Origin of the sequence: Comamonas sp. wu1-DMT (assembly GCF_040187805.1) — a bacterium.
In the GTDB taxonomy this organism is placed as follows: domain Bacteria; phylum Pseudomonadota; class Gammaproteobacteria; order Burkholderiales; family Burkholderiaceae_C; genus Comamonas; species Comamonas thiooxydans.
This window is the reverse complement of record NZ_JBANEM010000006.1, coordinates 231,258-252,862: the sequence shown is the minus strand read 5'-3', so window position 1 is coordinate 252,862 and position 21,605 is coordinate 231,258. Positions and strand designations below refer to the sequence as shown.

The 21,605-nt window shown below is 60.1% G+C and carries 16 protein-coding genes and 2 pseudogenes; 9 read left to right on the top strand and 9 right to left on the bottom strand.

Annotated features, from left to right (window positions below):
- Positions 1-5: 5 nt before the first annotated feature.
- Complete coding sequence (locus V8Z78_RS11510; RefSeq protein ID WP_034347924.1) at positions 6-1,169, bottom strand: efflux RND transporter periplasmic adaptor subunit; 1,164 nt, start codon at positions 1,167-1,169, stop codon at positions 6-8.
- 1,077 nt (positions 1,170-2,246) lie between these two features.
- Between V8Z78_RS11510 and dinG the strand changes: the two genes are divergently transcribed.
- A complete protein-coding gene (gene dinG / locus V8Z78_RS11505; RefSeq protein ID WP_502878839.1) occupies positions 2,247-4,358 on the top strand; it encodes an ATP-dependent DNA helicase DinG in 2,112 nt (703 codons plus the stop codon).
- A gap of 1,477 nt (positions 4,359-5,835) precedes the next feature.
- Here the strand turns inward: dinG and V8Z78_RS11500 are convergent.
- Positions 5,836-6,399, bottom strand: a complete 564-nt coding sequence (locus V8Z78_RS11500) for an acyloxyacyl hydrolase (RefSeq protein WP_046461769.1) — start codon at positions 6,397-6,399, stop codon at positions 5,836-5,838.
- 217 nt (positions 6,400-6,616) lie between these two features.
- A pseudogene (locus tag V8Z78_RS11495) lies at positions 6,617-7,172 on the bottom strand (Spy/CpxP family protein refolding chaperone).
- 262 nt (positions 7,173-7,434) lie between these two features.
- Here V8Z78_RS11495 and V8Z78_RS11490 point away from each other — a divergent pair.
- Complete coding sequence (locus tag V8Z78_RS11490) at positions 7,435-8,472, top strand: recombination-associated protein RdgC (RefSeq protein ID WP_349731387.1); 1,038 nt, start codon at positions 7,435-7,437, stop codon at positions 8,470-8,472.
- Between the two features lie 164 nt (positions 8,473-8,636).
- On the opposite strand, the gene V8Z78_RS11485 is transcribed toward V8Z78_RS11490, so the two are convergent.
- From V8Z78_RS11485 to V8Z78_RS11475, 3 genes are all read right to left on the bottom strand, one after another.
- Positions 8,637-9,824: an acetyl-CoA C-acyltransferase family protein gene (locus V8Z78_RS11485; protein ID WP_003072098.1), complete on the bottom strand. Its 1,188-nt coding sequence runs from the start codon at positions 9,822-9,824 to the stop codon at positions 8,637-8,639.
- A gap of 179 nt (positions 9,825-10,003) precedes the next feature.
- On the bottom strand, positions 10,004-10,510 hold the full coding sequence (gene cueR, locus V8Z78_RS11480; RefSeq protein WP_063662540.1) for a Cu(I)-responsive transcriptional regulator: 507 nt from the start codon (positions 10,508-10,510) through the stop codon (positions 10,004-10,006).
- A 76-nt stretch (positions 10,511-10,586) separates the two neighbouring features.
- Positions 10,587-10,781: a heavy-metal-associated domain-containing protein gene (locus V8Z78_RS11475; RefSeq protein ID WP_003065297.1), complete on the bottom strand. Its 195-nt coding sequence runs from the start codon at positions 10,779-10,781 to the stop codon at positions 10,587-10,589.
- 272 nt (positions 10,782-11,053) lie between these two features.
- Here V8Z78_RS11475 and V8Z78_RS11470 point away from each other — a divergent pair, with 272 nt between their 5' ends.
- Positions 11,054-12,739 (top strand): methyl-accepting chemotaxis protein, encoded by a 1,686-nt coding sequence (locus V8Z78_RS11470; protein WP_349731386.1) that lies wholly within the window; start codon positions 11,054-11,056, stop codon positions 12,737-12,739.
- Positions 12,740-12,873: 134 nt separating this feature from the next.
- On the opposite strand, the gene V8Z78_RS11465 is transcribed toward V8Z78_RS11470, so the two are convergent.
- The 3 genes from V8Z78_RS11465 to V8Z78_RS11455 all read right to left on the bottom strand — a co-directional run bounded on the left by V8Z78_RS11465 (position 12,874) and on the right by V8Z78_RS11455 (position 15,617).
- Positions 12,874-13,992: an alkene reductase gene (locus V8Z78_RS11465; RefSeq protein ID WP_349731385.1), complete on the bottom strand. Its 1,119-nt coding sequence runs from the start codon at positions 13,990-13,992 to the stop codon at positions 12,874-12,876.
- Positions 13,993-14,327: 335 nt separating this feature from the next.
- A complete protein-coding gene (gstA, locus tag V8Z78_RS11460) occupies positions 14,328-14,936 on the bottom strand; it encodes a glutathione transferase GstA (RefSeq protein WP_349731384.1) in 609 nt (202 codons plus the stop codon).
- A gap of 105 nt (positions 14,937-15,041) precedes the next feature.
- A complete protein-coding gene (locus tag V8Z78_RS11455) occupies positions 15,042-15,617 on the bottom strand; it encodes an NADPH-dependent FMN reductase (protein WP_057094195.1) in 576 nt (191 codons plus the stop codon).
- Positions 15,618-15,872: 255 nt separating this feature from the next.
- Between V8Z78_RS11455 and mnmG the strand changes: the two are divergent.
- From mnmG to V8Z78_RS11425, 6 genes and pseudogenes are all read left to right on the top strand, one after another.
- Positions 15,873-17,838: pseudogene (mnmG, locus tag V8Z78_RS11450) on the top strand (tRNA uridine-5-carboxymethylaminomethyl(34) synthesis enzyme MnmG).
- Positions 17,835-18,497 (top strand): 16S rRNA (guanine(527)-N(7))-methyltransferase RsmG, encoded by a 663-nt coding sequence (gene rsmG / locus V8Z78_RS11445; RefSeq protein WP_003065284.1) that lies wholly within the window; start codon positions 17,835-17,837, stop codon positions 18,495-18,497. The pseudogene mnmG and the gene rsmG overlap by 4 nt, the downstream one beginning before the upstream one ends.
- Positions 18,498-18,640: 143 nt before the next feature.
- Positions 18,641-19,252 (top strand): LysE family translocator, encoded by a 612-nt coding sequence (locus tag V8Z78_RS11440; RefSeq protein WP_003065281.1) that lies wholly within the window; start codon positions 18,641-18,643, stop codon positions 19,250-19,252.
- A gap of 12 nt (positions 19,253-19,264) precedes the next feature.
- The gene (locus tag V8Z78_RS11435; RefSeq protein WP_003072073.1) at positions 19,265-20,035 is read left to right on the top strand and encodes a ParA family protein; all 771 of its coding nucleotides are present in this window, start codon (positions 19,265-19,267) and stop codon (positions 20,033-20,035) included.
- A 52-nt stretch (positions 20,036-20,087) separates the two neighbouring features.
- Positions 20,088-20,636 carry an RBBP9/YdeN family alpha/beta hydrolase gene (locus V8Z78_RS11430; RefSeq protein ID WP_003065279.1) on the top strand — a complete coding sequence of 183 codons (549 nt, stop codon included), beginning with the start codon at positions 20,088-20,090 and terminating at the stop codon, positions 20,634-20,636.
- A 15-nt stretch (positions 20,637-20,651) separates the two neighbouring features.
- A complete protein-coding gene (locus tag V8Z78_RS11425) occupies positions 20,652-21,581 on the top strand; it encodes a ParB/RepB/Spo0J family partition protein (RefSeq protein WP_003065276.1) in 930 nt (309 codons plus the stop codon).
- Positions 21,582-21,605 lie beyond the last annotated feature (24 nt).

The following is a 21,605-nucleotide window of genomic DNA, read 5'->3' as shown; positions in this document are numbered from 1 at the left end:
CGGGACTACAGCAGCTGACTGGCCGCGCCGTCGAGCAGCAGGCCACCACGCACCACGATCTTCTCACCGACCTTGAGGCCGCTGATCACCGGCACCATGCCGCGCGATGGACGCCCCAGCGTCACCACGCGTGCCTCGAACTGGTTGTTCTCATGCTGCACATAGACCACGCTGCGGCTCTCATCCTTGATGAGCACGGCAGTGACGGGAATCAGCATCTCCTGCAGATTCGACAACTGCACACCCACCTTGGCCTGCATGCCGGGACGCAGCACCGGGTTCTGTTCGCTCAGCTCCACCACCACGGCAGCGCGGCGCGACTCCTTGTCCAGCGTAGCCCCCAGATGACGGACCGTGCCCTTGATCGGCTTGGGCAGCTGCGGTACCTCGACCTGTACGGAACTGCCCAGACGAATGCCTGGCAGATCGGACTCGAACACCTCAGCGACCACATTCATGGCCTGGGGATCGCCAATCATGAACAGCGCCGCTCCCGGCTCGGCAGCGGTACCCACCACGGCCTTGCGCTCGGCCACGATGCCGGCGCGCGGTGCGCGCAGCTCGATCCGATCACCGCCACCGGAGCCCAGCAGCGCTGCCGTGCCCTGTGCACGACCAAGCTCCTGCGAGGTTTCACGCAGCTTGGCCTGCGCGGCACGCAGATCGACTTCCACGCCCACGCCCTTGTCCACCATGGTCTGCTGGCGCTGGGCTTCCACCACAGCCACGTCGTGTGCAGTCTTGGCCGCAGCCACGTCATAGCGGGTGCGCAGTGCATCGGGGCTGACCAGCGTCGCCAGCAAATCACCGGCCTTGACCATATCGCCCACATGCGCATTGACAGCCACGACACGCGCCGATAACGGCACTGCAACCGAAGCCACACGATCCTCGACAAACGCCACGTGCGCAGGAGCCCAGGCCATCTGCACCCCTTGCGGATCGGCCACGGGCGCGATCTCCAGCATCTTCACGGATTCTGGCTTGACCTGAATAAAGCCTTTGGGCAGCTGCGCAACCGGTTTCTTCGCTTCCTCGGTGGCCTTGGAGGCATCACAGCCACCCAACAGACCCGCCACGGCAATGGCCGCAGCCACCACCGGCAGTCTTGCCCATGTCCAGTTTGGTAAATGTGCCGCTCCCGGCAGTCCCACAAGGCTTTTGTTCATCGTTCACCCTTTTCCATGACTGGCAAGTGACGAGCTGGTCCGCGGCTTCACTTGCAGTGATGCCACCATGCTAGGAACAGCCCCCAGCTGCGTGGATGACACACGCATTACGGTTTGGTAAGACCGAACACAGGCACGAGAACGACCAGAGAGCAGCTGGGCCAGGGCTGAACAGGGAAATCAGCCTGCAAACTTGATGAATTGCCCGTTTTCCAGGCAATTCATTGACTGCATCTGTCAATTGCTCAAAAAACAGGCATTTTCCATGTATTTTTTCATACATGAGTATTAAAAGTAGCCAAAAATCGTGACCTAAGCCAAGGCCACGCCTCATATCTGAATTCCTCAGAAAACACGATCAATCCATTGATAAGCAATGGATATCTACTATCAAAAGTAGAGCTTTGAAGTTATCCACGCAGTGGATAGATTGCGCCCCTCCCTCCTTTGCACCACGGATTTCAACAGAAATGACCGCTCTGGCATACAAACCAGCGGTATGACCGTCATCAGTGGAAAATTCAGAGCCTGAATGCTTTCAGGAGCAGATCCGTCTAACCTGTGGATAAACCGAGAACTCCATACCCTGCAAGAGCGATGCAAGCCATGGACAAACTTACTCACAGCGCTTGAAAACTATGCAGATCCCGAAAAACATCAGCAATATCGAAATCTAGAAAAAGTTTTTTATTCATAAAAATTTAACAACCATATCCACAGACATGAATACATGGTTGTCTCCAGGATATGTACAGGCCAATTCTCTGATCTGCCTGTGGATAAGTTTCTTGGTAACTGCACCCGGCGGAATCCACAACTACAATGAACAAGTCACATACAAGTGGTGGAAAAGTTTCATTGAAACCGCCCACTGGATACAAGCGCAGAACATACAAACTCCCCTGTTTTGTATGCCGTATCACATAAGAAATTCAATCTTATTTGATACATATCTCTGTACGAATACTTATAAAACGCCAAAGCACAGCGTCTTTGCGTCTAAAAAAAACGCTGAAATGCATGAAAAAAAAGTGGGCTGAAGAGGCCCTGAATTCCTTTGATGCCGTAGTCGGGGCCATGCCGGGATTTCGCAGTCGTGATGGACAGCGAAAAATGGCGGCCCAGATCGCGCAAACGCTGAGTCAGGCCCAGCTCGGAAAAATCGATGAAGGCGAACCGGAACCGCGTCGTGCCATCGCTGTCGTGCAGGCTGGAACCGGGGTCGGAAAATCGCTGGCCTACAGCATTCCGGCCATTCGCATGGCGCTGTCGCGCGGCACGCGCGTGCTGATCTCCACAGCCACGGTGGCGCTGCAGGAACAGCTGGTGAACAAGGATTTGCCGGCTCTGGCGCAAAAGCTGGACCAGCCATTCAAATTCGCACTGGCCAAGGGGCGTGGCCGCTTTGTCTGCAAACTCAAGCTGGAACGTCTGGCGAGCACGGGGGAAGCACAGGACGAGATGGACGATCTGTTTGGCGATGAGCAGGGCCAGACCAAGTTCAGCCGTCCTCAGCATGAGCTGCAGGCCCGCATGCAGTTCTACAAATCCATGGCCGATGCGCTGGCCACGGAGGCCTGGAACGGCGACCGCGATTCGCTGGAGACCCCGCCTGAGGCCGAGGCCTGGAGCCCCGTGGCAGCCGAGTCCTCTTCATGCACCGGAAAGCACTGCCCGGCCTTCGGCAACTGCGTCTATTACGAACGCCGCAAAGACCTGGTGGCGGCGCAAGTCATTGTCGCCAATCATGATTTGCTGCTTTCCTCGCTGGGTTCCAAGCTGCTGCCCGAGCTGGACAATTGCCTGCTCGTGCTCGATGAGGCCCACCACCTGCCCTCTACGGCTCTGGACCAGTTTGCCGGCGAGATGGATCTGAGCCGCCTGGGCTGGATCGACAAGCTGGCCAGCCGTGCGCTGCGCGTGAACCAGGTCGCCGAAGTCGAGGAACTGGCCGACGTGCCCAAGCATGCGGGTCAGCTGCGCCAGCAGATGCAGGAGCTGGCGCGGCTGGTCATGGAGCACTACGGAGAGACTCTCAAATCGCAGAAAGACAGCTATGGGCCAGCCAGGGTACGGGCACCCCGCGGAATGCTGCCAGAGGCCCTTCTGGAGCCTCTGGGACAGATTGCGCACCATGCCGACGGCTTTCTGGATGCGCTGCGTGCCGTCTCCAAGGCTCTGCGTGCCGAAATCAAGGAACAACCCGAGGAAGCACAGCGCCTGTCCACCGTCTATGCGCAGGTAGGCGCCCTGGCGCCCAGGCTGGAAGCCATCTTCAACACCACGCAATTGCTGCTGCAGAACAACGAGAGCGATGGCGACGGCAAGATGGTGCCCCATGCCAAGTGGTTCACGCTGGAGATGGACGGCGAGTTCATCGTGGTCAAGGCCCATGCCAGCCCCATACAGCCCGGCTCCACCCTGCGCCAGCACCTGTGGTCGCAGGTACGCGGTGCGGTGCTGACATCCGCCACGCTGACCAGCTGCGGCCACTTCGACTTCTTTCTGCGCGAAGCGGGGCTGACCAATGACGCCTCTGTCACCACGCTGGAAGTGCCCAGCCCATTCGACTATGCGCGCCAGGGCACGCTGGTGGCCCGTGAAACGGCCTCAGACCCGCGCGAAGCCGCCCGCTTTACCGAGGAGATGGTCGAGGCCCTGTTGAACGATCTGAGCCGCATAGAGGCCGGCGCACTGGTCCTGTTCACATCCCGCGAGCAGATGCGCCAGGCCGTGGACGCGCTTTCCACCAGCATGCGCAACCAGGTGCTGGTGCAGACCGCCCTGCCCCGCCAGACTCTGCTGGCACGCCATCGTGAGGCCGTGGCGATGGGCGAGCCCTCCATCATCTTCGGCATGCAGTCCTTTGGCGAAGGACTGGACCTGCCCGGAGCGCTCTGCGAGTCCCTGTTCATCACCAAGCTGCCCTTTGCTCCGCCCGATGACCCTGTTGGCGAGGCAAGAGCCGAATGGCTGCGCAGCAGCGGCCGCAACCCCTTCAACGAGCTGGTGGTGCCGGCCACGGCGATTCGCCTGGCCCAGTGGGTAGGCCGTGCCATCCGGACCGAGGAAGACCAGGCCCATGTGTACTGCTATGACCGCCGCCTGACGGGCACCAGCTACGGCCAATTGCTCATCAAGGGCCTGCCGCCCTTCACGCTGCAACGGCGCCCTGTTTCAATGCCTTGACGTCCTGAGCGAAGCGCGCCTTTCACACTGCTGATCCAAGGCCGTTTCGCTGCTCTTTTGCGCCATTCCTGAGGCAGGTTTTCAGCGCTCCAGGCCTTCGCAGCATGGCTCTTTTCTGCACTGCTGCAGCGCCCTTCCTGCGCACTTTCGCTCAGTCCCGGCGCACTCCGCGCAGTTGTAATTTTTCTAACAGTTGCCGGGCAATACGAGACGGCATCCGTCTTGCAGGACTGGCAACCCGCAAGGTCTTGCCCGAAGCGGCGCAGCCGGGCAGGTGCGCTGCAGACCCCCATGGTTGTTGAGCAACTCCGGATTCCAGCCCTGTCGGTGTTGGCGGCAGCCGCACTTTCCCAGCGCTTGCCACATCTGGGTCGGGTCTTGCTTCACCGACAAGCGAAAAGCGAAAAGTTCTTTAAAAACAATGATCTATAGATCATTGAATTTTTTTGAATGAGCAGGGCGCAATCATGGCTGATATCGATTGCACGCAATTCTGGCCAGTTTCCCCCAGCTGTTCATAACATTCTGTGGATAACAGTCGCTTCAAAGACTCTTGGCCAGGAATTTATCCCCACCTCCAATCATTGAGGAGGCGCATCTTACGCCAATTTTTCGAGATCTGACGCGTCAATTTTCCCAAAGCCCTTTTTTTTCTGGACTTCCCTCTGAATCAAAGGGATTGGAGCACCTGATCAGCCGCAATTCTGCATGGGTCTGACTCTTTCCAGCGGCTTCACCTTCAGTTGTTCTTTAGAAGTTTTATAAAAATATAGTCGTAGTAGTAAGACTTGGCACCTGCTGTTGATAACTTCTAAAACTCAAGGTAAATCAAGCATCTTGTGTGATGACAAACATGGAGACAAATGACGGTTGCTGCTGTCCTTGATTCATGAACAACTTTGGCTTCTTCCATATTTTTGTGGAAAACATGAAAGTTGATAGGTTGTTATCCACAGAAATTCATTTACTCGTTGATTGTCAATAAACACTCTGTATCCATTGATATATATGAGTTTTTAGCTACTATTTTTATAGTGAACAACTGATGAAGCCATGCTTGAGCACATCGGATATCGAGGGTGTGATGTAGCAAGAACTTCTTGAAGCCGACCTGATCGACCTCTTTTTTTTATTCAGTCCATGTCCGATTGCTGTGTAAACTTCGACCAAAGTTGTTATTTCTAGTCTTATCTTTTTACTTAGTAGTAATAGTAAGTAGTCCACTTAATTGTTGATAAGTGTTTTTGATCATTAAAAATCAATAACTTACGTTTTATAAAAGTCTGTGGCCTGACATGGGCTACCGATGTCCTTGATTTGGGAACAACTTTTCAGAAGCCAGCATGGCTGTGGAAAACAGAAAATTTCCATGTCTTTTATCACCATGTTTATTCACAGGTCGTGCGACTGCTGCAAACCATGAAAAAAGCCGCCCGTTGGGCGGCCTGGTCGATGCGGATAGCGCTGGCTCGGAAATTCAGAAGTGGCGTGCGTATCGCAGCTGAAGAAAGTTCTCTCCCGGATTGGGGCGCTTGATGCCTGCATTGGACTGGTGCTCGAAGCGCAGGCTGATCTCGTTTTTCAGTTGCTCGCCAAACAGGTAGCCGATGCCTATATGGCTGGCAAAGTTGTAGCGGGTCGAAAATTCCTTGTGATCGGTGATGAAGCGGTGGTTGATGGCATAGCTCAAGCCCAGGCCGGCTTGCAGAAACCAGGGAGACTGGCCTTGAGAGGGGCGCCAGCGCAATGTAGGTTGTGCTCCCAGAACCCAGGTTGAACGATTGCCGCCCTGATAGTCGGCCGACCAGCGGCTGACAGAGAGATCCCAGTAACCCGTCATCCGACCCGAGCCAAGGGCGTAGCTCCAGTTCCAGGGGAGGATGACGCCGCCTGTCCAGCTGTCGGTGCTGTGCTCCGCCGAGCCGTATTGCAGATAGAGGGCGCTGCTCGAGGATTGCACAGGCTGTGCATGAAGCATGGGGCTTGCCAGGCCGATCAGCATGGGGACTACAAGATTTGTTGCTAATTGCAGTTTTTTCATGTCAATTGCCATCTAAATGCTTGGAATCTGGTCGCAATATCGATACTACGACAATGCCTTGATTTCGCTCCCTCTGTGGATATGAATCTAGAAGCTTGTGAATAAATGTTCTGTCGGCAAGCGCTTGCGCTTGTAGTCAGCCAATTGATATCGAAATGAAAAAAGCCCCCGGTCATGACGACCGGGGGCTTTTATGGAGAAGGCGATTGAGCTCGGCTTACTTTGCCGCAGGGGCCGGAGCTGCGGGACGCTCCTGGCCGGGTTTGCCGCCATGGTGCCCATGATGATGCTCACCGCGCTGGTGATGCATGTGCAGGGTGGCTGCATCGAAGGTCTTTTTCTGCTCGGCATTGAGCTGGGCGTAGAAGGCCTTGGTGGCTTCGGCACGGCGGTCCATTTCCGCCATGCGCTTGCCGCGCATTTCACGCATCTTGTCGATGCGCTCGGGCGTGGTCAGCTTGGCAAAGGCTTCGCGGTCGCCGGGGGCAGGGCGCTCACCGGGTTTCATGGCTTGCGTGTAGGTGGTCCAGGCAGCTTGCTGCGCAGGCGTCAGCTTCAGATCGGCCTTGAGTTTTTCCATGCGCTGCTTCATATGCTCCATGCGGTCGCCGCGCTTGTCACCACGCTGGTGCTTGTGCGGCTCGGGTGCTTTTTGAGCTGCAGCAGGCTGCTCAGCGGGGGGGAGTAGTCTGGGCAAAGCTGGGCAGGCTCAGCGAGGCGAGCAGGGCGGTTGCAACAGCGGCGCCGGTCAATGTCTGGCGAAAGCGGGTCATGTCTGTTTCCTTTTCGGTTGAAGTGGAAGAAGTGGCCGCCTGGTCTTGCTCCTGAATGGGCATTCGGTAGCGGATGACTGAAGTGTGGACCCCCCATGTTTCTGAGACGTGAGGTTTTGCAGCCGCTCTGTAAAGATTTGATAAGTTTGAGTGGCACCGACTGCGCAACAATGCATGCATGGGCTGCATTGGCGGCCGATTTTTTTCCGCGAGATCCAGCTGCAGGAGCTGGCGACGATTGAAGGTTTAGCAAAGGTTTTTGATGTTCAAGAACATGATTGTTTATCGCATTGCCGAGAGCTGGCAGGGCGATCTGCAGCAGCTCGAAGATGCGCTGCAAAAGACGGTGTTTGAGGAGTGCGGTGCGACCCAGGAGCGTTCCGTGGGCTGGGTGCCGCCGCGCGGCGAGGCCCATGGCCCGCTGGCGGAAAGCGTGGCCGGCCAGTGGGTGATGCGCTTCATGAGCGAGTCCAAGATGCTGCCGGCCAGCGTGCTCAACCGCAAGGTCAACGAGAAGGCCGAGCACATCGAAAAGACCGAGGGCCGCAAGCCCGGCAAGAAGGAGAAGAAAGAGCTCAAGGACGAGGCCAAGCTGGACCTGCTGCCCATGGCCTTCACCAAGCAGGGAGCCATGTGGGTCTGGATCGATGCGCAGGCGCGCACGCTGGTGCTCGATACCAGTGCACAAGGCCGTGCCGACGAGATCGTGACGCTGCTGGTCGAAGGCCTGCCGGGATTTGCGGTGGCGCTGCTGGATACGCAGACCAGTCCGCAGGCCGCCATGGCGCACTGGCTGATGACGCAGGAGCCGCCCGCAGGTTTTTCCATAGACCGCGAGTGCGAGCTCAAGGCCGCCGATGAGTCCAAGGCCGTGGTGCGTTATGCGCGCCACCCGCTCGATATCGACGAGGTGCGCCAGCATATCGAGCATGGCAAGCTGCCGACCAAGCTGGCCATGACCTGGGATGACCGCGTGAGCTTTGTGCTGAGCGAAGGCCTGCAGATCAAGAAGATCGCGTTGCTCGATGCAGTGATGGATGGGAACAGCCAGGACGATGGCGGTTTCGATACCGATGTGGCGATTGCCACGGGCGAGCTGTCGCGCCTGATTCCCGATCTGATCGAGGCGCTGGGCGGGGAAGGGCGCACGGGTCTGGGCGAAGGCCTGCCTGCATCGCTGTCGTCGGCGCCTGCCGCAGAAACGCTGCCCGTGCGTCTGGCACAGGGGCGCAGCCAGGGAACGGTCACCGGGCCGGCAACAGCTCCAGCCGACACCGCTCCTGAAGAGGCTCCATTCTGAAGCTATGGATGATGTAGCGGTCTGCGCTTGTTAGGCAATGAATTCAGTATTTATTGATGCTGAAATCAAGTACTGGAAAGCGCAAGAAGCTATCAAAAAAGGCCTGCCAGAGTGATCTGGCAGGCCTTTTTCATGGACGTTTCAGATGCTCTGAAACGCGTGGATCAGACGCGTTCGAAAATCGCGGCAATACCCTGACCGCCGCCGATGCACATGGTCACCAGCGCGTAGCGGCCGCCGGTACGCTGCAGCTCATACAGGGCCTTGGTGGTGATGATGGCGCCGGTGGCACCCACGGGGTGGCCCAGGGAGATGCCGGAGCCGTTGGGGTTGACCTTGGCAGGGTCCAGAGCCAGTTCCTGGATCACGGCGCAGGCCTGGGCGGCGAAGGCTTCGTTGGCTTCGATCACGTCCATTTGCTCGATCTTCAGGCCGGTGCGTGCCAGCACCTTCTGCGTGGCAGGGACCGGGCCGATGCCCATGTATGCGGGCTCGACGCCTGCGTGGGCGTAGCCGACCAGGCGGGCAATGGGCTTGGCGCCGGAAGACTTCAGTGCCTGCTCGCTCATCATCAGCACGGCAGCCGCGCCATCGTTGATGCCGGAGGCGTTGCCGGCCGTGACCGTGCCGCCTTCCTTCTTGAACGCGGGCTTCATGCCGGCCAGGGTGTCCAGCGTGGTGGCGGCGCGCACATGCTCGTCGGTGTCGAACAGCACCACGCCCTTGCGGCTGGCAATTTCCACGGGAACGATCTGCTCCTTGAAGCGGCCGGCCTCGATGGCGGCAGCGGCGCGCTGCTGGCTGATGACGGCCAGCTCGTCCTGCATCACGCGGCTGATCTTGTAGCGCTCGGCCACATTTTCAGCAGTGATGCCCATATGCATTTTTTGCCAGGGGTCGTGCAGGATGCCCAGCATGTAGTCGATGCTCTTGGCATCGCCCATGCGTGCGCCCCAGCGCGCGGACATGTCGAAGTAGGGGCCGCGGCTCATGGATTCGGAGCCGGCGCCAATGGCCACTTCGCAGTCGCCCAGCGCAATCGATTGAGCTGCCGAGACGATGGCCTGCAGGCCAGAGCCGCACAGGCGGTTGACGTTGAAGGCAGGGGTTTCGATGGGGCAGCCGGCGTCCACCGCCGCCACGCGAGACAGGTAGGCGTCGCGCGTGTCGGTGGGGATGACGTTGCCCATCACCACATGGCCCACGGTGTCGGCAGCGATGCCGGCACGCGCAATGGCGGCCTTGACCACGGTGGTGGCCAGCTGGGCGTTGGGAACGTCCTTGAGGCTGCCGCCAAAAGTGCCGATGGCCGTGCGCGCGGCGCTGACAACGAAGATGTCTCTGGTGCTCATGGTTTGTCTCCTGCATCGCGTCGGCAATGCTTGTGCTTGAGTGATTTGAAAAGATGAATGAGAGCAACCGCATTCATCGCACAGAGTATTCTGCAGTATTTGCTGCAGTGCAACATGTCTCATTGTTGACGCGGCCCTGCGTGGGCGGCGATGGTTTCACGTGAAACCCATGAGCAGCCTCAGGCCGCAGCCCTGCGCCGGCTTCTCGGGGTGGGAGCCCTGGGTTCGTGATGGGCCGGCGTCAGGTCGGTGTCCGCGCTGGCCAGGTCGTCGAGGATGGGGCAGTCCGGCCTGTCATCCCCATGGCAGCAATGCACCAGAGTCTGCAGCGTGCGCTGCATGGACTGCATGGCGGCGATGCGCTCGGTCAGCGTGGCGATGTGCTTTTGCGCGATGGCCTTGACCTGGCTGCTGGCGCGGCCCTGGTCCTGCCACAGGCCGAGCAGGGTGGCGATTTCGTCCATGGAAAAGCCGAGATCGCGCCCGCGGCGGATGAAGCGCAGCGCATGCACATCGGCTTCGGTGTACTGGCGATAGCCGCTGTCGGTACGGTGCACGGGTGGCAGCAGGCCCAGTGACTCGTAGTGACGAACCATGCGCGCAGAAACCCCGGCGCGGCGTGCAGCCTCGCCGATGACGACAGGCCAGTTCTGAGCGTTTTTTTGTGTCGATGGGTGGTTGGGCATGGACGATCCTGAAAAAACGCGCCAGCGGCCTTCTGATGGCTCGCGTGAGGTGCTGGCGCGGTGGGAGAGGCTGCGCTCAGGCTACCTTGTAGCCCTCTTCGGCAATGGCGGCTGCCACGGCCTCGCGGCTGGCGCCGGTTTCGACTTCCACCCGGTTGGCAGCGCGGTCGATCCTGATCTGCGCCTGGGCATCGACGCCCTGGATGGCATTGGTGACGGCGCGTTCGCAGTGGCCGCAGGTCATGCCTTGAACTTCAAAAACTTGTTGCATGGATGGCTCCTTCAGAAAGTGAGTCGACCGGACTGGCGGACTCCATGTCTTGAATGGTCAACCCTAACATCATGGCAAGGTCAAGCCTTTGACAAGACATGAAGCCGGCAGGGTTGATAAGCCGCAAAGACTGCCGATAAGAACTTGTCATATTGCTGATCGCCATGGCTTGGGCATCGCAGTCACGGGTTTTTCTTGGTGTCGGTGACAATCTGAAACAATTTGCAAGTTCTGGCCCGACAATGCCAGTCGTTCAAAGTGGAGAGGGATTCATGAGTCTGTTGGAAATGATGCGGGGCTTCACCATCCGCACGCGCATGCTGGGCGCCATTGGTGTGGTGATGGTGTTGCTGAGTCTGCTGGGGGGCGCCGGGATGTTGGGCATGTTCCGCATCCAGGACATGAGTCAGGAGTTTCTGAGCAACGCCTTTGTCAAATCGGGCCATATGGCGCAGTTGCGCACCGAGCTGGGTGGCATCCGTTCCAGCGAGAAGGACATGGTCATCCAGTACGAAAAGCCCGAAGAGGTGCGCAAGGCCTATCAGCAATGGGTCATGTTCATCGACAAATCCAAGGTGACATTGGGCAAGTTTGTGACCGACCAGAACGCGCAGGACGCACAGCTGACCAAGAGCATCATTGGGCACATCGACGCTTATCGAAAGCTCTTCGAGCCTGTTGCGCGCCAGCTTGAAGCCGGTGGCTATGACTCGGCCACCACGGCCAACCGCATGAGCGGCAAGGCTCTGGCCGAAGTCATGGAGGCCGACAAGCTGCTGGCGCAGCTGGACAACTTGCTGCGTGAGCAGGCCAATGCACTGGCCGCAGCCGAGCGCGACGTGGCCGACCAGACACGCTGGATGTTTGTGGCGGCCGTGATCCTGGCGCTGGTGGTGGTGATTCCGCTGACTTTGCTGAACATGCTGTCCATCTGCCGTCCGCTTGAAGTGGCCCGCCAGATGGCACTGACGATTGCCGGCGGCGATCTGTCGCACAGGGTCGAGGTCAGCGGCAAGGATGAGCTGACGGATCTGCAGCGTGCGCTGGACCAGATGCAGCAATCGCTGAGCACCACGGTGGCCCAGGTGCGCGATGCCAGCGGCAATATCGCCACGGCCAGCCAGGAAATTGCCACGGGCAATCAGGATCTGTCGGCCCGCACCGAACAGACTGCCAGCAATCTGCAGGAAACCGTCGCGTCGCTGGCTCAGCTGACGGCCACGGTGCAGCAGACCGCATCGTCTTCGCAGCTGGCCAACCAGCTGGCAGCCTCGGCCTCTTCGACGGCCGTGCAGGGCGGAGAGATTGTCGGCCAGGCCGTCAACAGCATGCAGGAGATTTCGGCCTCGAGCCGCAAGATCGGCGACATCATCGGCCTGATTGATTCCATTGCTTTCCAGACCAATATCCTGGCGCTGAATGCCGCTGTGGAAGCGGCCCGTGCCGGCGAGCAGGGCCGTGGTTTTGCCGTGGTGGCGGCCGAGGTGCGCAGCCTTGCCCAGCGTTCGGCCCAGGCCGCCAACGAGATCAAGTCCTTGATCAACACCAGCGTGCAGACCGTGGACGTGGGCGCGCGCCAGGTGGAGAGCGCAGGCAAGGCCATGCAGGAGACCGTGGACAGCGCACAGCGTGTGGGCGACATCATCGGCGAGATTACGGCGGCGTCCAGCGAGCAGTCGCTGGGCATCGGCCAGGTCAATCAGGCCGTGGGTGATATCGACCGCATGACCCAGCAGAATGCGGCACTGGTGGAAGAGTCTGCCGCCGCCGCAGAATCGCTGCGCGAGCAGGCGGCGCGACTGGCACAGCTGGTTAGCCAGTTCAAGCTGGCGGGCGGCGCGATGCATGCAGTCATGCGCAGCCCCAGAGGCGCCCATCCCGGCATGGCACCGGCGGTGCCTGCATCCGCTCAGGCTGCTTTGCCTGGTCAGAAGGCGCAATTGCTGGAACATGCCTGAGCCCCGAGCGGCTCATTCCTGAGCGGCTCGTTCCATGAAAAAAGCCCGGTTGCAGTGATGCACCGGGCTTTTGCTTTCTATTCGATAGGCTCCAGCCAAATCAGAGAAAGGGCTGGAGGCTTGATGGATTGAAGTTACTGGCAGGCAACCGAGGGGTAGTCGGTATAACCATCGGCACCGCCCCCGTAGAAACGTTCGCTGTTCCAGGCATTGAGCGGCAGATCGTCGCGCAGACGATGCACCAGATCGGGGTTGGAGATATAGGCCTTGCCGAAGGCCACGACATCGGCATAGCCGCTTTCCACAGCGCGCGCGGCCAGCTGGCGGTCATAGCCGTTGTTGACCATCCAGGCTCCCTTGCCGCCTGCAGAGCGATAGGCCTGCTTGAGTGCCTGGTAGTCGAAGGGGCGATCCGCCAGCTCGCGCGGACCGCCTGTTGCGCCTTCGATCACATGGATATAGGACAGGCCCTGCGGGGCGAGCTGGCGCACCAGATATTCGAACAGCACCTGCGGGTTTTTGTCCACGATGTCATTGGCTGGCGTGACCGGCGAGATGCGGATGCCGACCTTTCCGGCACCGATGGCATCGGCCACGGAGCGCACGCATTCCAGCACCAGACGGGCCCGGTTCTCGATGCTGCCGCCGTAGTCGTCGCTGCGCTGGTTGGTGCCGGTCTTGAGGAACTGATCGAGCAGATAGCCGTTGGCTGCATGCAGCTCCACGCCATCGAAGCCCGCCGACTGTACGGCTTCGCGCGCGGCGGTGGCGAAACTGTGAACAATGCCCGGCAGCTCCTGCTGCCGGAGTGCGCGCGGTGCCGAGGTGGCGACAAACTGGCCTTGCCCCGTCTGCTTGTCGATCACATAGGTCTTGGAGCGGGCCGTCAGCGCGGAGGGCGCGACCGGGGACTGGCTGTCTGGCTGCAGCACGTTGTGGGAGATGCGACCCACATGCCAGAGCTGGGTGACGATGCGGCCACCCTTGGCATGCACGGCATCGGTGACTTTTTTCCAGGCCCGCAGTTGTTCTTCGTCATAAAGACCGGGCACATCGGCATAGCCTTGTCCCTGGTGGCTGATAGCCGTGCCTTCGCTGATCAGCAGACCGGCGGAGGCGCGCTGGACGTAGTAGGTTTGCATCAGCGGCGTGGGTATCGCGTCGGGGGCGCGGTTGCGTGTCAGCGGTGCCATGGCAATGCGGTTGGGCAGACGCAGGCTGCCTGCTTCAATCGGTTCGAACAATGAGGTCATGCAGAACTCCAGATGAAAAAAGCTCGGTGGGTACCGAGCTCTTAGAACGTATTTACGATCTCTACGCAGCCGCGTTGGAGCGCAATCGGGATGAATTCGAAGCGATGGCTCGCCGCTTGCACCGGGGTGCAAGCAAGAGTCAGCGCGCAGAAATCGCCCGATTTCGCTCCAACCCTGCGGGACAGAGGGTTTGCGGGTGCTCTGCGGCGTTGCGAATCCTCGCAATAGCACGGCTATTGCTGCGGTATCGCGCCTAGCATCCCATCCCGCAAAGCCTCTGTCGCGGCGCGAGGAGATCGTAAACACGTTCTCAGTTTGCATGGGTGTCGAAAAACTTACTTGAGCAAGCCCTCTGCCTTCATGGCAGCCTGCACTGCGGGGCGCGCCAGAATGCGCTCGCGATAAGCCTGAAGGTGCTGGAGTTCAGAGATGTCCAGGCCTACAAATTGGGCCCAGCCTGTGACCGTGAAAAAGTAGGCATCGGCCACGGTGAACTGATCGCCCATCAGATAGGACTTGTTGGCGAGCTGCTCGTTGACCCAGCTCAGGCGCTTGAACAGATTGCCGAGCAGCACAGGCTTGAAGTCTTCGGGCGTTGCGGGGTTGAACAAGGGGCTGAAGCCCTTGTGCACCTCGGTGCTGATGAAATTCAGCCATTCCTGAAGGTGGTAGCGTGCCACGGTGCCGTTGGCCGGCGCCAGGTTCTTTTCGGGGGCCAGGTCGGCGAGGTACTGAACAATGGCCGGACCTTCGTGCAAGGTGTCGCCGTTGTCCAGCACCAGAAAGGGCACGTAACCCAGCGGATTGATGCCGTAGTAATCCGTTCCGTCCTGGAGCTTGTGGCTCTTGGTGCTGACCATCACGGTTTCATGCGACAGGCCTGCTTCATGCAGCACGATGTGCGGAGACATGGAGCAAGCGCCGGGGCTGTAGTAAAGCTTCATGGTGAGTGGCTCTCTATGCGATGAAAAGACAAGCGCCCATGCTAAACCGGTTGCACTTCATATGCATGCGCAGCCGGCAGAAGTCCGGATCGGAGAGGAGATTGCTCAGCCCAGGCGCCCTGCAGCCCACAGCACCTGCTGCACAAGAACCTCCATGCCTTGCTGGTTCTGCGCGCGCAGCAGATGACCCTGGGCATCGAAAGCCTCTGCCGCATGGCTCACTGCATGGCTGCGCGGTGCTACCCAGCATTCCAGATTCAATAGCAGCGCTGCGAGGTGAGACTGGGCTCTCAGGCCGCCGAGACCTCCAGGCGAGGCACTGGCCATGCCGACGACCTTGTTGCGAAAGGGCAGGACGCCATCAGACCACTGTGCATCGCCCTTGACCGGGCTGGAAGCCCAGTCAATCGCGTTCTTGAGCAGGGCAGGGTAGCTGCCGTTGTACTCGGGGCTGCAGACAATCCAGGCCGCATGGCTGTGCATGGCCTGCTTGAGGCGAATGACATCGGCTGGAGTGCCCTGCGCTTCGAGGTCGGCGTTGTAGAGCGGAATGTCGTAGTCCGACAATTCCAGCAGGCTGGGTTGTGCGCCTTGTTGTTCCGCGATGGAGGCTGCCACCTTGGCCAGCTTGCGGTTGTACGAGTCCTGGCGGGTGCTGCCCGCAAAAATGAGAATTTGCATGCAGTGATTGCAGCACAGAGCGATTGCATTTTTCATGCATAGACGGGGCTATCAGGGCAAACATCTAGGCCGGGCTTCAGGCCGCCATGTTTCACGTGAAACCCCCCTGGCAAGGCATTGTTGCGCCAATGGTGGGAAAATTGCAGGTTCCCCGCAGGGCTGGACATGGCGCAAGAACATGTCCGCCTGCCATGAGAGCCGAGGCATGGTTGCTTCGTGCAGGGGCAAGGGCCGGGCTTGGCCCGGAGCAGGAATATGTTGTACCCACAGGAATTTGATGTGATCGTGGTCGGTGGCGGCCACGCCGGCACCGAGGCTGCGTTGGCCGCTGCGCGCATGGGCAGCAAGACATTGCTGCTGACCCACAATATCGAAACCCTGGGGCAGATGAGCTGCAACCCCAGCATCGGCGGTATCGGCAAGGGCCATCTGGTCAAGGAGGTCGATGCCCTGGGCGGCGCCATGGCCCTGGCGACAGACAAGGGCGGCATCCAGTTCCGCATCCTGAACAGCTCCAAGGGCCCGGCCGTACGCGCGACGCGCGCCCAGGCCGACCGCATTCTGTACAAGGCCGCGATTCGCGAGATGCTGGAAAACCAGCCCAATCTCTGGCTCTTCCAGCAGGCCGTGGACGATCTGATGGTGGAGGGCGACCGCGTGGTCGGTGCCGTCACCCAGGTGGGTCTCAAGTTCCGCAGCCGCACCGTGGTGCTGACGGCGGGCACCTTCCTCGATGGCAAGATTCACGTGGGCCTGAATAACTATGCCGCAGGCCGTGCCGGAGATCCTCCGGCCGTGAGCCTGTCGGCACGCCTGAAGGAACTCAAGCTGCCACAGGGGCGCCTGAAGACCGGCACGCCCCCCCCGCATCGACGGCCGCAGCATCGATTTCAGCCAGTGCGAGGAACAACCCGGCGACGGCATGCCTGGCGGCGTGAACGAGGGTGAAGTGCCTGTATTCAGCTTCATGGGCAACCGTGCCATGCATCCCCGGCAGATGCCTTGCTGGATCACGCACACCAATGCGCGTACGCACGAGATCATCCGCAGCGGCTTTGACCGCAGTCCCATGTTCACCGGCAAGATCGAGGGTGTAGGTCCGCGTTACTGCCCCAGCGTGGAAGACAAGATCAACCGTTTTGCGGACAAGGAAAGCCATCAGATCTTTCTGGAGCCCGAAGGCCTGACCACGCACGAGTTCTACCCCAACGGGATCTCCACCAGCTTGCCGTTCGACATCCAGTACGAACTGGTGCGAAGCATGAAGGGTCTGGAGAACGCGCATATCCTGCGTCCCGGCTATGCCATCGAGTACGACTATTTCGATCCCCGCTCGCTCAAGAGCAGTTTCGAGACCAAACAAATTCAAGGTCTGTTCTTTGCGGGTCAGATCAATGGCACGACCGGCTATGAAGAGGCGGCCGCCCAGGGCCTGTTCGCCGGCTTGAACGCAGCGCTGCAGTGCCGTGGTGAAGGCCCCTGGATGCCGCGCCGTGACGAGGCCTATCTGGGCGTGCTGGTCGACGATCTGATTACCAAGGGCGTGACCGAGCCTTACCGCATGTTCACCAGCCGCGCCGAGTTCCGCCTGCAGCTGCGTGAAGACAATGCCGATATGCGCCTGACCGAAGCGGGCCGCCAGATGGGTCTGGTCGATGATGCGCGCTGGGATTCCTTCAGCCGCAAGCGCGATGCTGTTTCACGTGAAACAGAGCGCCTCAAGTCCACCTGGGTGAACCCGCGTGTCGTGGCTCCGGAAGAGTCCGAGCGCGTGCTGGGCAAGGCCATGGAGCGCGAATACAACCTGTTCGACCTGCTGCGTCGCCCCGGTGTGGATTACGACAAGCTCATGGGCATGAACCAGGGCAAGTACGCCTGTGCCGATGTGCAGCCCGAGGCGCTGGGCGAACTCAGCGTTCCAGTGATCGAGCAGGTGGAAATCGCTGCCAAGTACTCTGGCTATATCGACCGCCAGAAGGATGAAGTCGAACGCGCTGCGCATTTCGAGCGCCTGCGTCTGCCGCTGGACTTCGACTACATGCAGGTGGCGGCACTTTCCTTCGAGGTGCGCCAGAAGCTGCAAAAGCACAGGCCCGAAACCCTGGGTCAGGCTTCGCGTATTTCGGGAGTGACGCCTGCCGCCATCTCGCTGCTCATGGTGCATCTGAAAAAAGGCGGCTTCAAGGGCTTTGCCAATCAGAATGAAGAGGCTTCCGCATGAGCCAGGTTTTGCGTACCCAACTGGAGCAGGGCGTTCAGGCACTGAAGCTGGAACTGGCTCCGGCGCAGATCGATCTGCTGATGTCCTTCATGGATCTGCTGCAGAAATGGAACAAGGTCTACAACCTGACGTCGGTGCGTGATCCCCAGGAGATGCTGACGCATCACCTGCTCGACAGCCTAGCCGCCGTACCCGCCTTGCTGCGGCATGTGAACTGCCTGCCGCAGGAAGAGGGCAAGCGCCTGCCGCTGCTGGATGTGGGCTCCGGCGGTGGTTTGCCCGGTGTGGTGTTTGCCATCTGCTGCCCGCAGATCGATGTGAACTGCGTGGATACTGTGGGCAAGAAGGCTGCTTTCATCCAGCAGGTGGCTGCATCCTTGCGCCTGCCCAATCTGCGCGGCATTCATGACCGGGTGGAAAACCTCAAGACCCGGTATCCGGTCATCAGCTGCCGCGCCTTTGCATCCCTGGTGGACTTCACCACCTGGTCGCGCAAGGCGCTGGCCGATGACGGCATCTGGTTTGCCATGAAGGGCAAGCACCCCGATGAGGAAATTGCTGCGCTGCCTGCCGATGTGAAGGTGTTTCACGTGGAACCATTACAGGTTCCCGGCCTGGATGCCGAGCGCTGCGTGATCTGGTTGAAACTGGCTTCTTGAGCGGTAAAGCTTGGTCGGGCACTTTGTTTCCAAGGGGAGCAAAGTGCCTTTTTACATACTGTGTCAGGCAACATCTGTGCAATGCAGATGCGCCGGTCACGGCCCTCGCATAAACTTGCTGTTTTCCATCGCGCAGGGTTTGAATGTTTGGCATCTCTGATTACGGCGCTTTTGCAGCCGCCGTTACCGTCTTCTTGCTGATCCCTGGACCAGGCAATCTGGCCTTGATTACCTCCACGGGCAAGGGCGGATGGAGAGCCGGCGTCGCCTGCTGCCTGGGTGTGATGGCTGCCGACCAGGTGCTGATGTGGCTGGCTGTAGCCGGCGTGGCTGCGGTGCTGGCCGCCTACCCGGCGGCCTTCCATGCCGTGCAATGGGTGGGGGCGGCCTATCTGGCCTGGCTGGGCTACAAGCTGCTCACGGCCAAGCCTGGCGATGCGCCGGCCATTGAAATCCAGCCGCGCCAGTATTTCCGCCAGGGTGCTTTGATCACCCTGATGAACCCCAAGGCCATCGTGTTCTACATGGCCTTCTTTCCCATGTTCGTGGACCCGGCCCGGCATCAGGGCGCCATCACCTTTGGTGTGATGGCAGCCACGGTGGCAGCAATTACCTTTATATACAGCGTCATCGTGGTGATGCTGACCACGGTGCTGGCCGAGCGCTTGCGTGCCAACCCGGCCGTGGTGAAGTGGCTGGAAAAAACAGCCGGTGTGTTTCTGATCGGTTTTGGCCTCAAGCTGGCCGCCAACTAAAAGAGAAGTTCAATGGCCAAAATTTTCTGCGTTGCCAATCAAAAGGGTGGAGTGGGCAAGACCACGACCACGGTCAATCTTGCCGCCGGTCTGGCCAAGGTCGGCCAGCGTGTGCTGCTGATCGACCTGGACCCGCAGGGCAATGCCACCATGGGCTCCGGCGTGGACAAGCGCGCGCTGGAGCTGACGGTCTACGACGTGCTGCTGGAAAACGCCAGCATCAAGGAAGTGGCCCAGAAGTCCGAGCAGGTCGGCTATGACGTGCTGGGTGCCAACCGCGAGCTGTCGGGTGCCGAGATCGAGCTGGTCTCGCTGGAGCGTCGCAACGAGCGCCTCAAGACGGCCCTGCAGGCCGTGGCTGCCGACTATGACTTCGTGCTGATCGACTGCCCGCCTTCGCTGTCCATGCTGACCCTGAACGGTCTGTGCTCGGCGCATGGCGTGATCGTGCCCATGCAGTGCGAGTACTTTGCACTGGAAGGCCTGACCGACCTGGTCAACACCATCAAGCAGGTGCATGCGAACATGAATCCCGACCTGCAGATCATCGGTCTGCTGCGCGTGATGTTCGATCCGCGCACCACGCTGCAGCAGCAGGTCAGCGACCAGCTCAAGGAGCATTTCGGCGACAAGGTGTTCGATACCGTGATTCCGCGCAATGTGCGCCTGGCCGAAGCCCCCAGCTACGGCCTGCCCGGCGTGGTGTTCGATGCCTCGGCCAAGGGCAGCAAGGCCTTTGTCGAGTTCGCCGAAGAGATGGTGCGCCGCATCAAGAAAATGTGAGTGTTTCACGTGAAACAGCTCCCAGTCTCCCATCCAGCCATCGCCAACCGTCATGACCTCTGAAGCACTGAACCCGCAGCATGTCTGGTTGCTGCCCGGCTGGCAGAACTCCGATCCCGGCCATTGGCAGAGTCTGTGGCAGGACCGGTATGGCTACCAGCGGCTGGAGCAGCATAGCTGGCAGCATCCGCTGCGCGGCGACTGGAGCATTCGCCTGCAGGAAACCGTGCTCGACGCTCCGGCTCCCGTCACCCTGGTGGCGCACAGCCTGGGCTGCGTGCTGGTGTCCTGGTGGGCGGCACATTCTCAGGTTGCCAGGAGCAAGGTGCGTGGTGCGTTGCTGGTGGCACCCGGCGACACCGAGCAGGAGAGTCTGCACGGCGTCCTGCCGGGTTGGTCGCCCGTGCTGCTGCAAAAGCTGCCCTTCCCGTCGATACTGGTGGGCAGCGAGAACGACCCCAATTGCTCTGTAGCGCGCGCGCAGGCCATGGCACAGGGCTGGGGCAGCCGTTTTGTGAATGCGGGCGCCGCAGGCCATATCAACACGGCCAGCGGACTGGGACTGTGGGAAGCCGGGCATGAGCTGCTGCTCTCCCTTTAAAGAAAGAATTCAGCAATGGTGACTAAGAAACCCAAGGGCCTGGGACGAGGTCTGGAAGCCCTGCTGGGCCCCAAGGTCAGTGAAGCAGAGCAGGCCGCTGCGAGCGGGCAGCAGGCCAATCTGCCGAGCAGCCTGGCGCTCAATGTGATGGTGGCCGGCCAGTACCAGCCGCGCACCCGCATGGACGAAGGTGCCTTGTATGAGCTGGCCGAGAGCATCAAGGCCCAGGGCATCATGCAGCCGATTCTGGTGCGCCAGCTCTCCAGGGGCGACAACGCTGGCAAGTACGAAATCATTGCCGGCGAGCGGCGCTTCCGTGCCGCGCATATCGCGGGTCTGTCCGAGGTGCCGGTGCTGGTGCGCGAAGTGCCCGACGAGGCGGCGGCGGCCATGGCACTGATCGAGAACATTCAGCGCGAAGACCTGAACCCGCTGGAAGAGGCGCAGGGGCTGGCCCGTCTGGTCAAGGAGTTCGGGCTGACCCACGAGCAGACCGCGCAGGCCGTGGGCCGCTCGCGCAGTGCTGCCACCAATCTGCTGCGCCTGCTGAATCTGGCCGAGCCCGTGCAGACCATGCTGATGGCCGGCGATATCGACATGGGCCATGCACGGGCGCTGCTGACGCTGGACCGTGCCACCCAGATCACGGCAGGCAACCAGATCGCGGCCAAGAAGATGTCGGTGCGCGAGGCCGAGTCGCTGGTCAAGAAAATCGGTGCCGAGTTCAATCTGACGCGCCAGAAAGCCAAGAAGGATGGCAAGTCGCGCGACGTGAAACGCATCGAGGAAGAGTTGTCCGACCTGCTCACGGCCGATGTCGAGGTGCGCATCAAGAAGACCGTGCGTCGCCACGGCAAGCAGCAGGAAATGGGCGAGATCGCCATCCAGTTCGGCTCGCTGGAGGAGCTCAACGGCATCATCGAGAAGCTGCGCGGCGAAGTCTGATTCTTTGGCCGGAGCAAGCAAAAA

Bases quoted from the DNA above. Each gene is read 5' to 3' on its own strand.
- V8Z78_RS11470 (WP_349731386.1), top strand. From the start codon at position 11,054: ATGAGTCTGTTGGAAATGATGCGGGGCTTCACCATCCGCACGCGCATG.
- V8Z78_RS11435 (WP_003072073.1), top strand. From the start codon at position 19,265: ATGGCCAAAATTTTCTGCGTTGCCAATCAAAAGGGTGGAGTGGGCAAG.
- V8Z78_RS11485 (WP_003072098.1), bottom strand. From the start codon at position 9,824: ATGAGCACCAGAGACATCTTCGTTGTCAGCGCCGCGCGCACGGCCATC.
- V8Z78_RS11510 (WP_034347924.1), bottom strand. From the start codon at position 1,169: ATGAACAAAAGCCTTGTGGGACTGCCGGGAGCGGCACATTTACCAAAC.
- V8Z78_RS11500 (WP_046461769.1), bottom strand. From the start codon at position 6,399: ATGAAAAAACTGCAATTAGCAACAAATCTTGTAGTCCCCATGCTGATC.
- rsmG (WP_003065284.1), top strand. From the start codon at position 17,835: ATGAGCCAGGTTTTGCGTACCCAACTGGAGCAGGGCGTTCAGGCACTG.
- gstA (WP_349731384.1), bottom strand. From the start codon at position 14,936: ATGAAGCTTTACTACAGCCCCGGCGCTTGCTCCATGTCTCCGCACATC.
- V8Z78_RS11440 (WP_003065281.1), top strand. From the start codon at position 18,641: ATGTTTGGCATCTCTGATTACGGCGCTTTTGCAGCCGCCGTTACCGTC.
- cueR (WP_063662540.1), bottom strand. From the start codon at position 10,510: ATGCCCAACCACCCATCGACACAAAAAAACGCTCAGAACTGGCCTGTC.
- V8Z78_RS11455 (WP_057094195.1), bottom strand. From the start codon at position 15,617: ATGCAAATTCTCATTTTTGCGGGCAGCACCCGCCAGGACTCGTACAAC.
- V8Z78_RS11425 (WP_003065276.1), top strand. From the start codon at position 20,652: ATGGTGACTAAGAAACCCAAGGGCCTGGGACGAGGTCTGGAAGCCCTG.
- V8Z78_RS11490 (WP_349731387.1), top strand. From the start codon at position 7,435: ATGTTCAAGAACATGATTGTTTATCGCATTGCCGAGAGCTGGCAGGGC.
- V8Z78_RS11430 (WP_003065279.1), top strand. From the start codon at position 20,088: ATGACCTCTGAAGCACTGAACCCGCAGCATGTCTGGTTGCTGCCCGGC.
- V8Z78_RS11465 (WP_349731385.1), bottom strand. From the start codon at position 13,992: ATGACCTCATTGTTCGAACCGATTGAAGCAGGCAGCCTGCGTCTGCCC.
- dinG (WP_502878839.1), top strand. From the start codon at position 2,247: ATGCCGGGATTTCGCAGTCGTGATGGACAGCGAAAAATGGCGGCCCAG.
- V8Z78_RS11475 (WP_003065297.1), bottom strand. From the start codon at position 10,781: ATGCAACAAGTTTTTGAAGTTCAAGGCATGACCTGCGGCCACTGCGAA.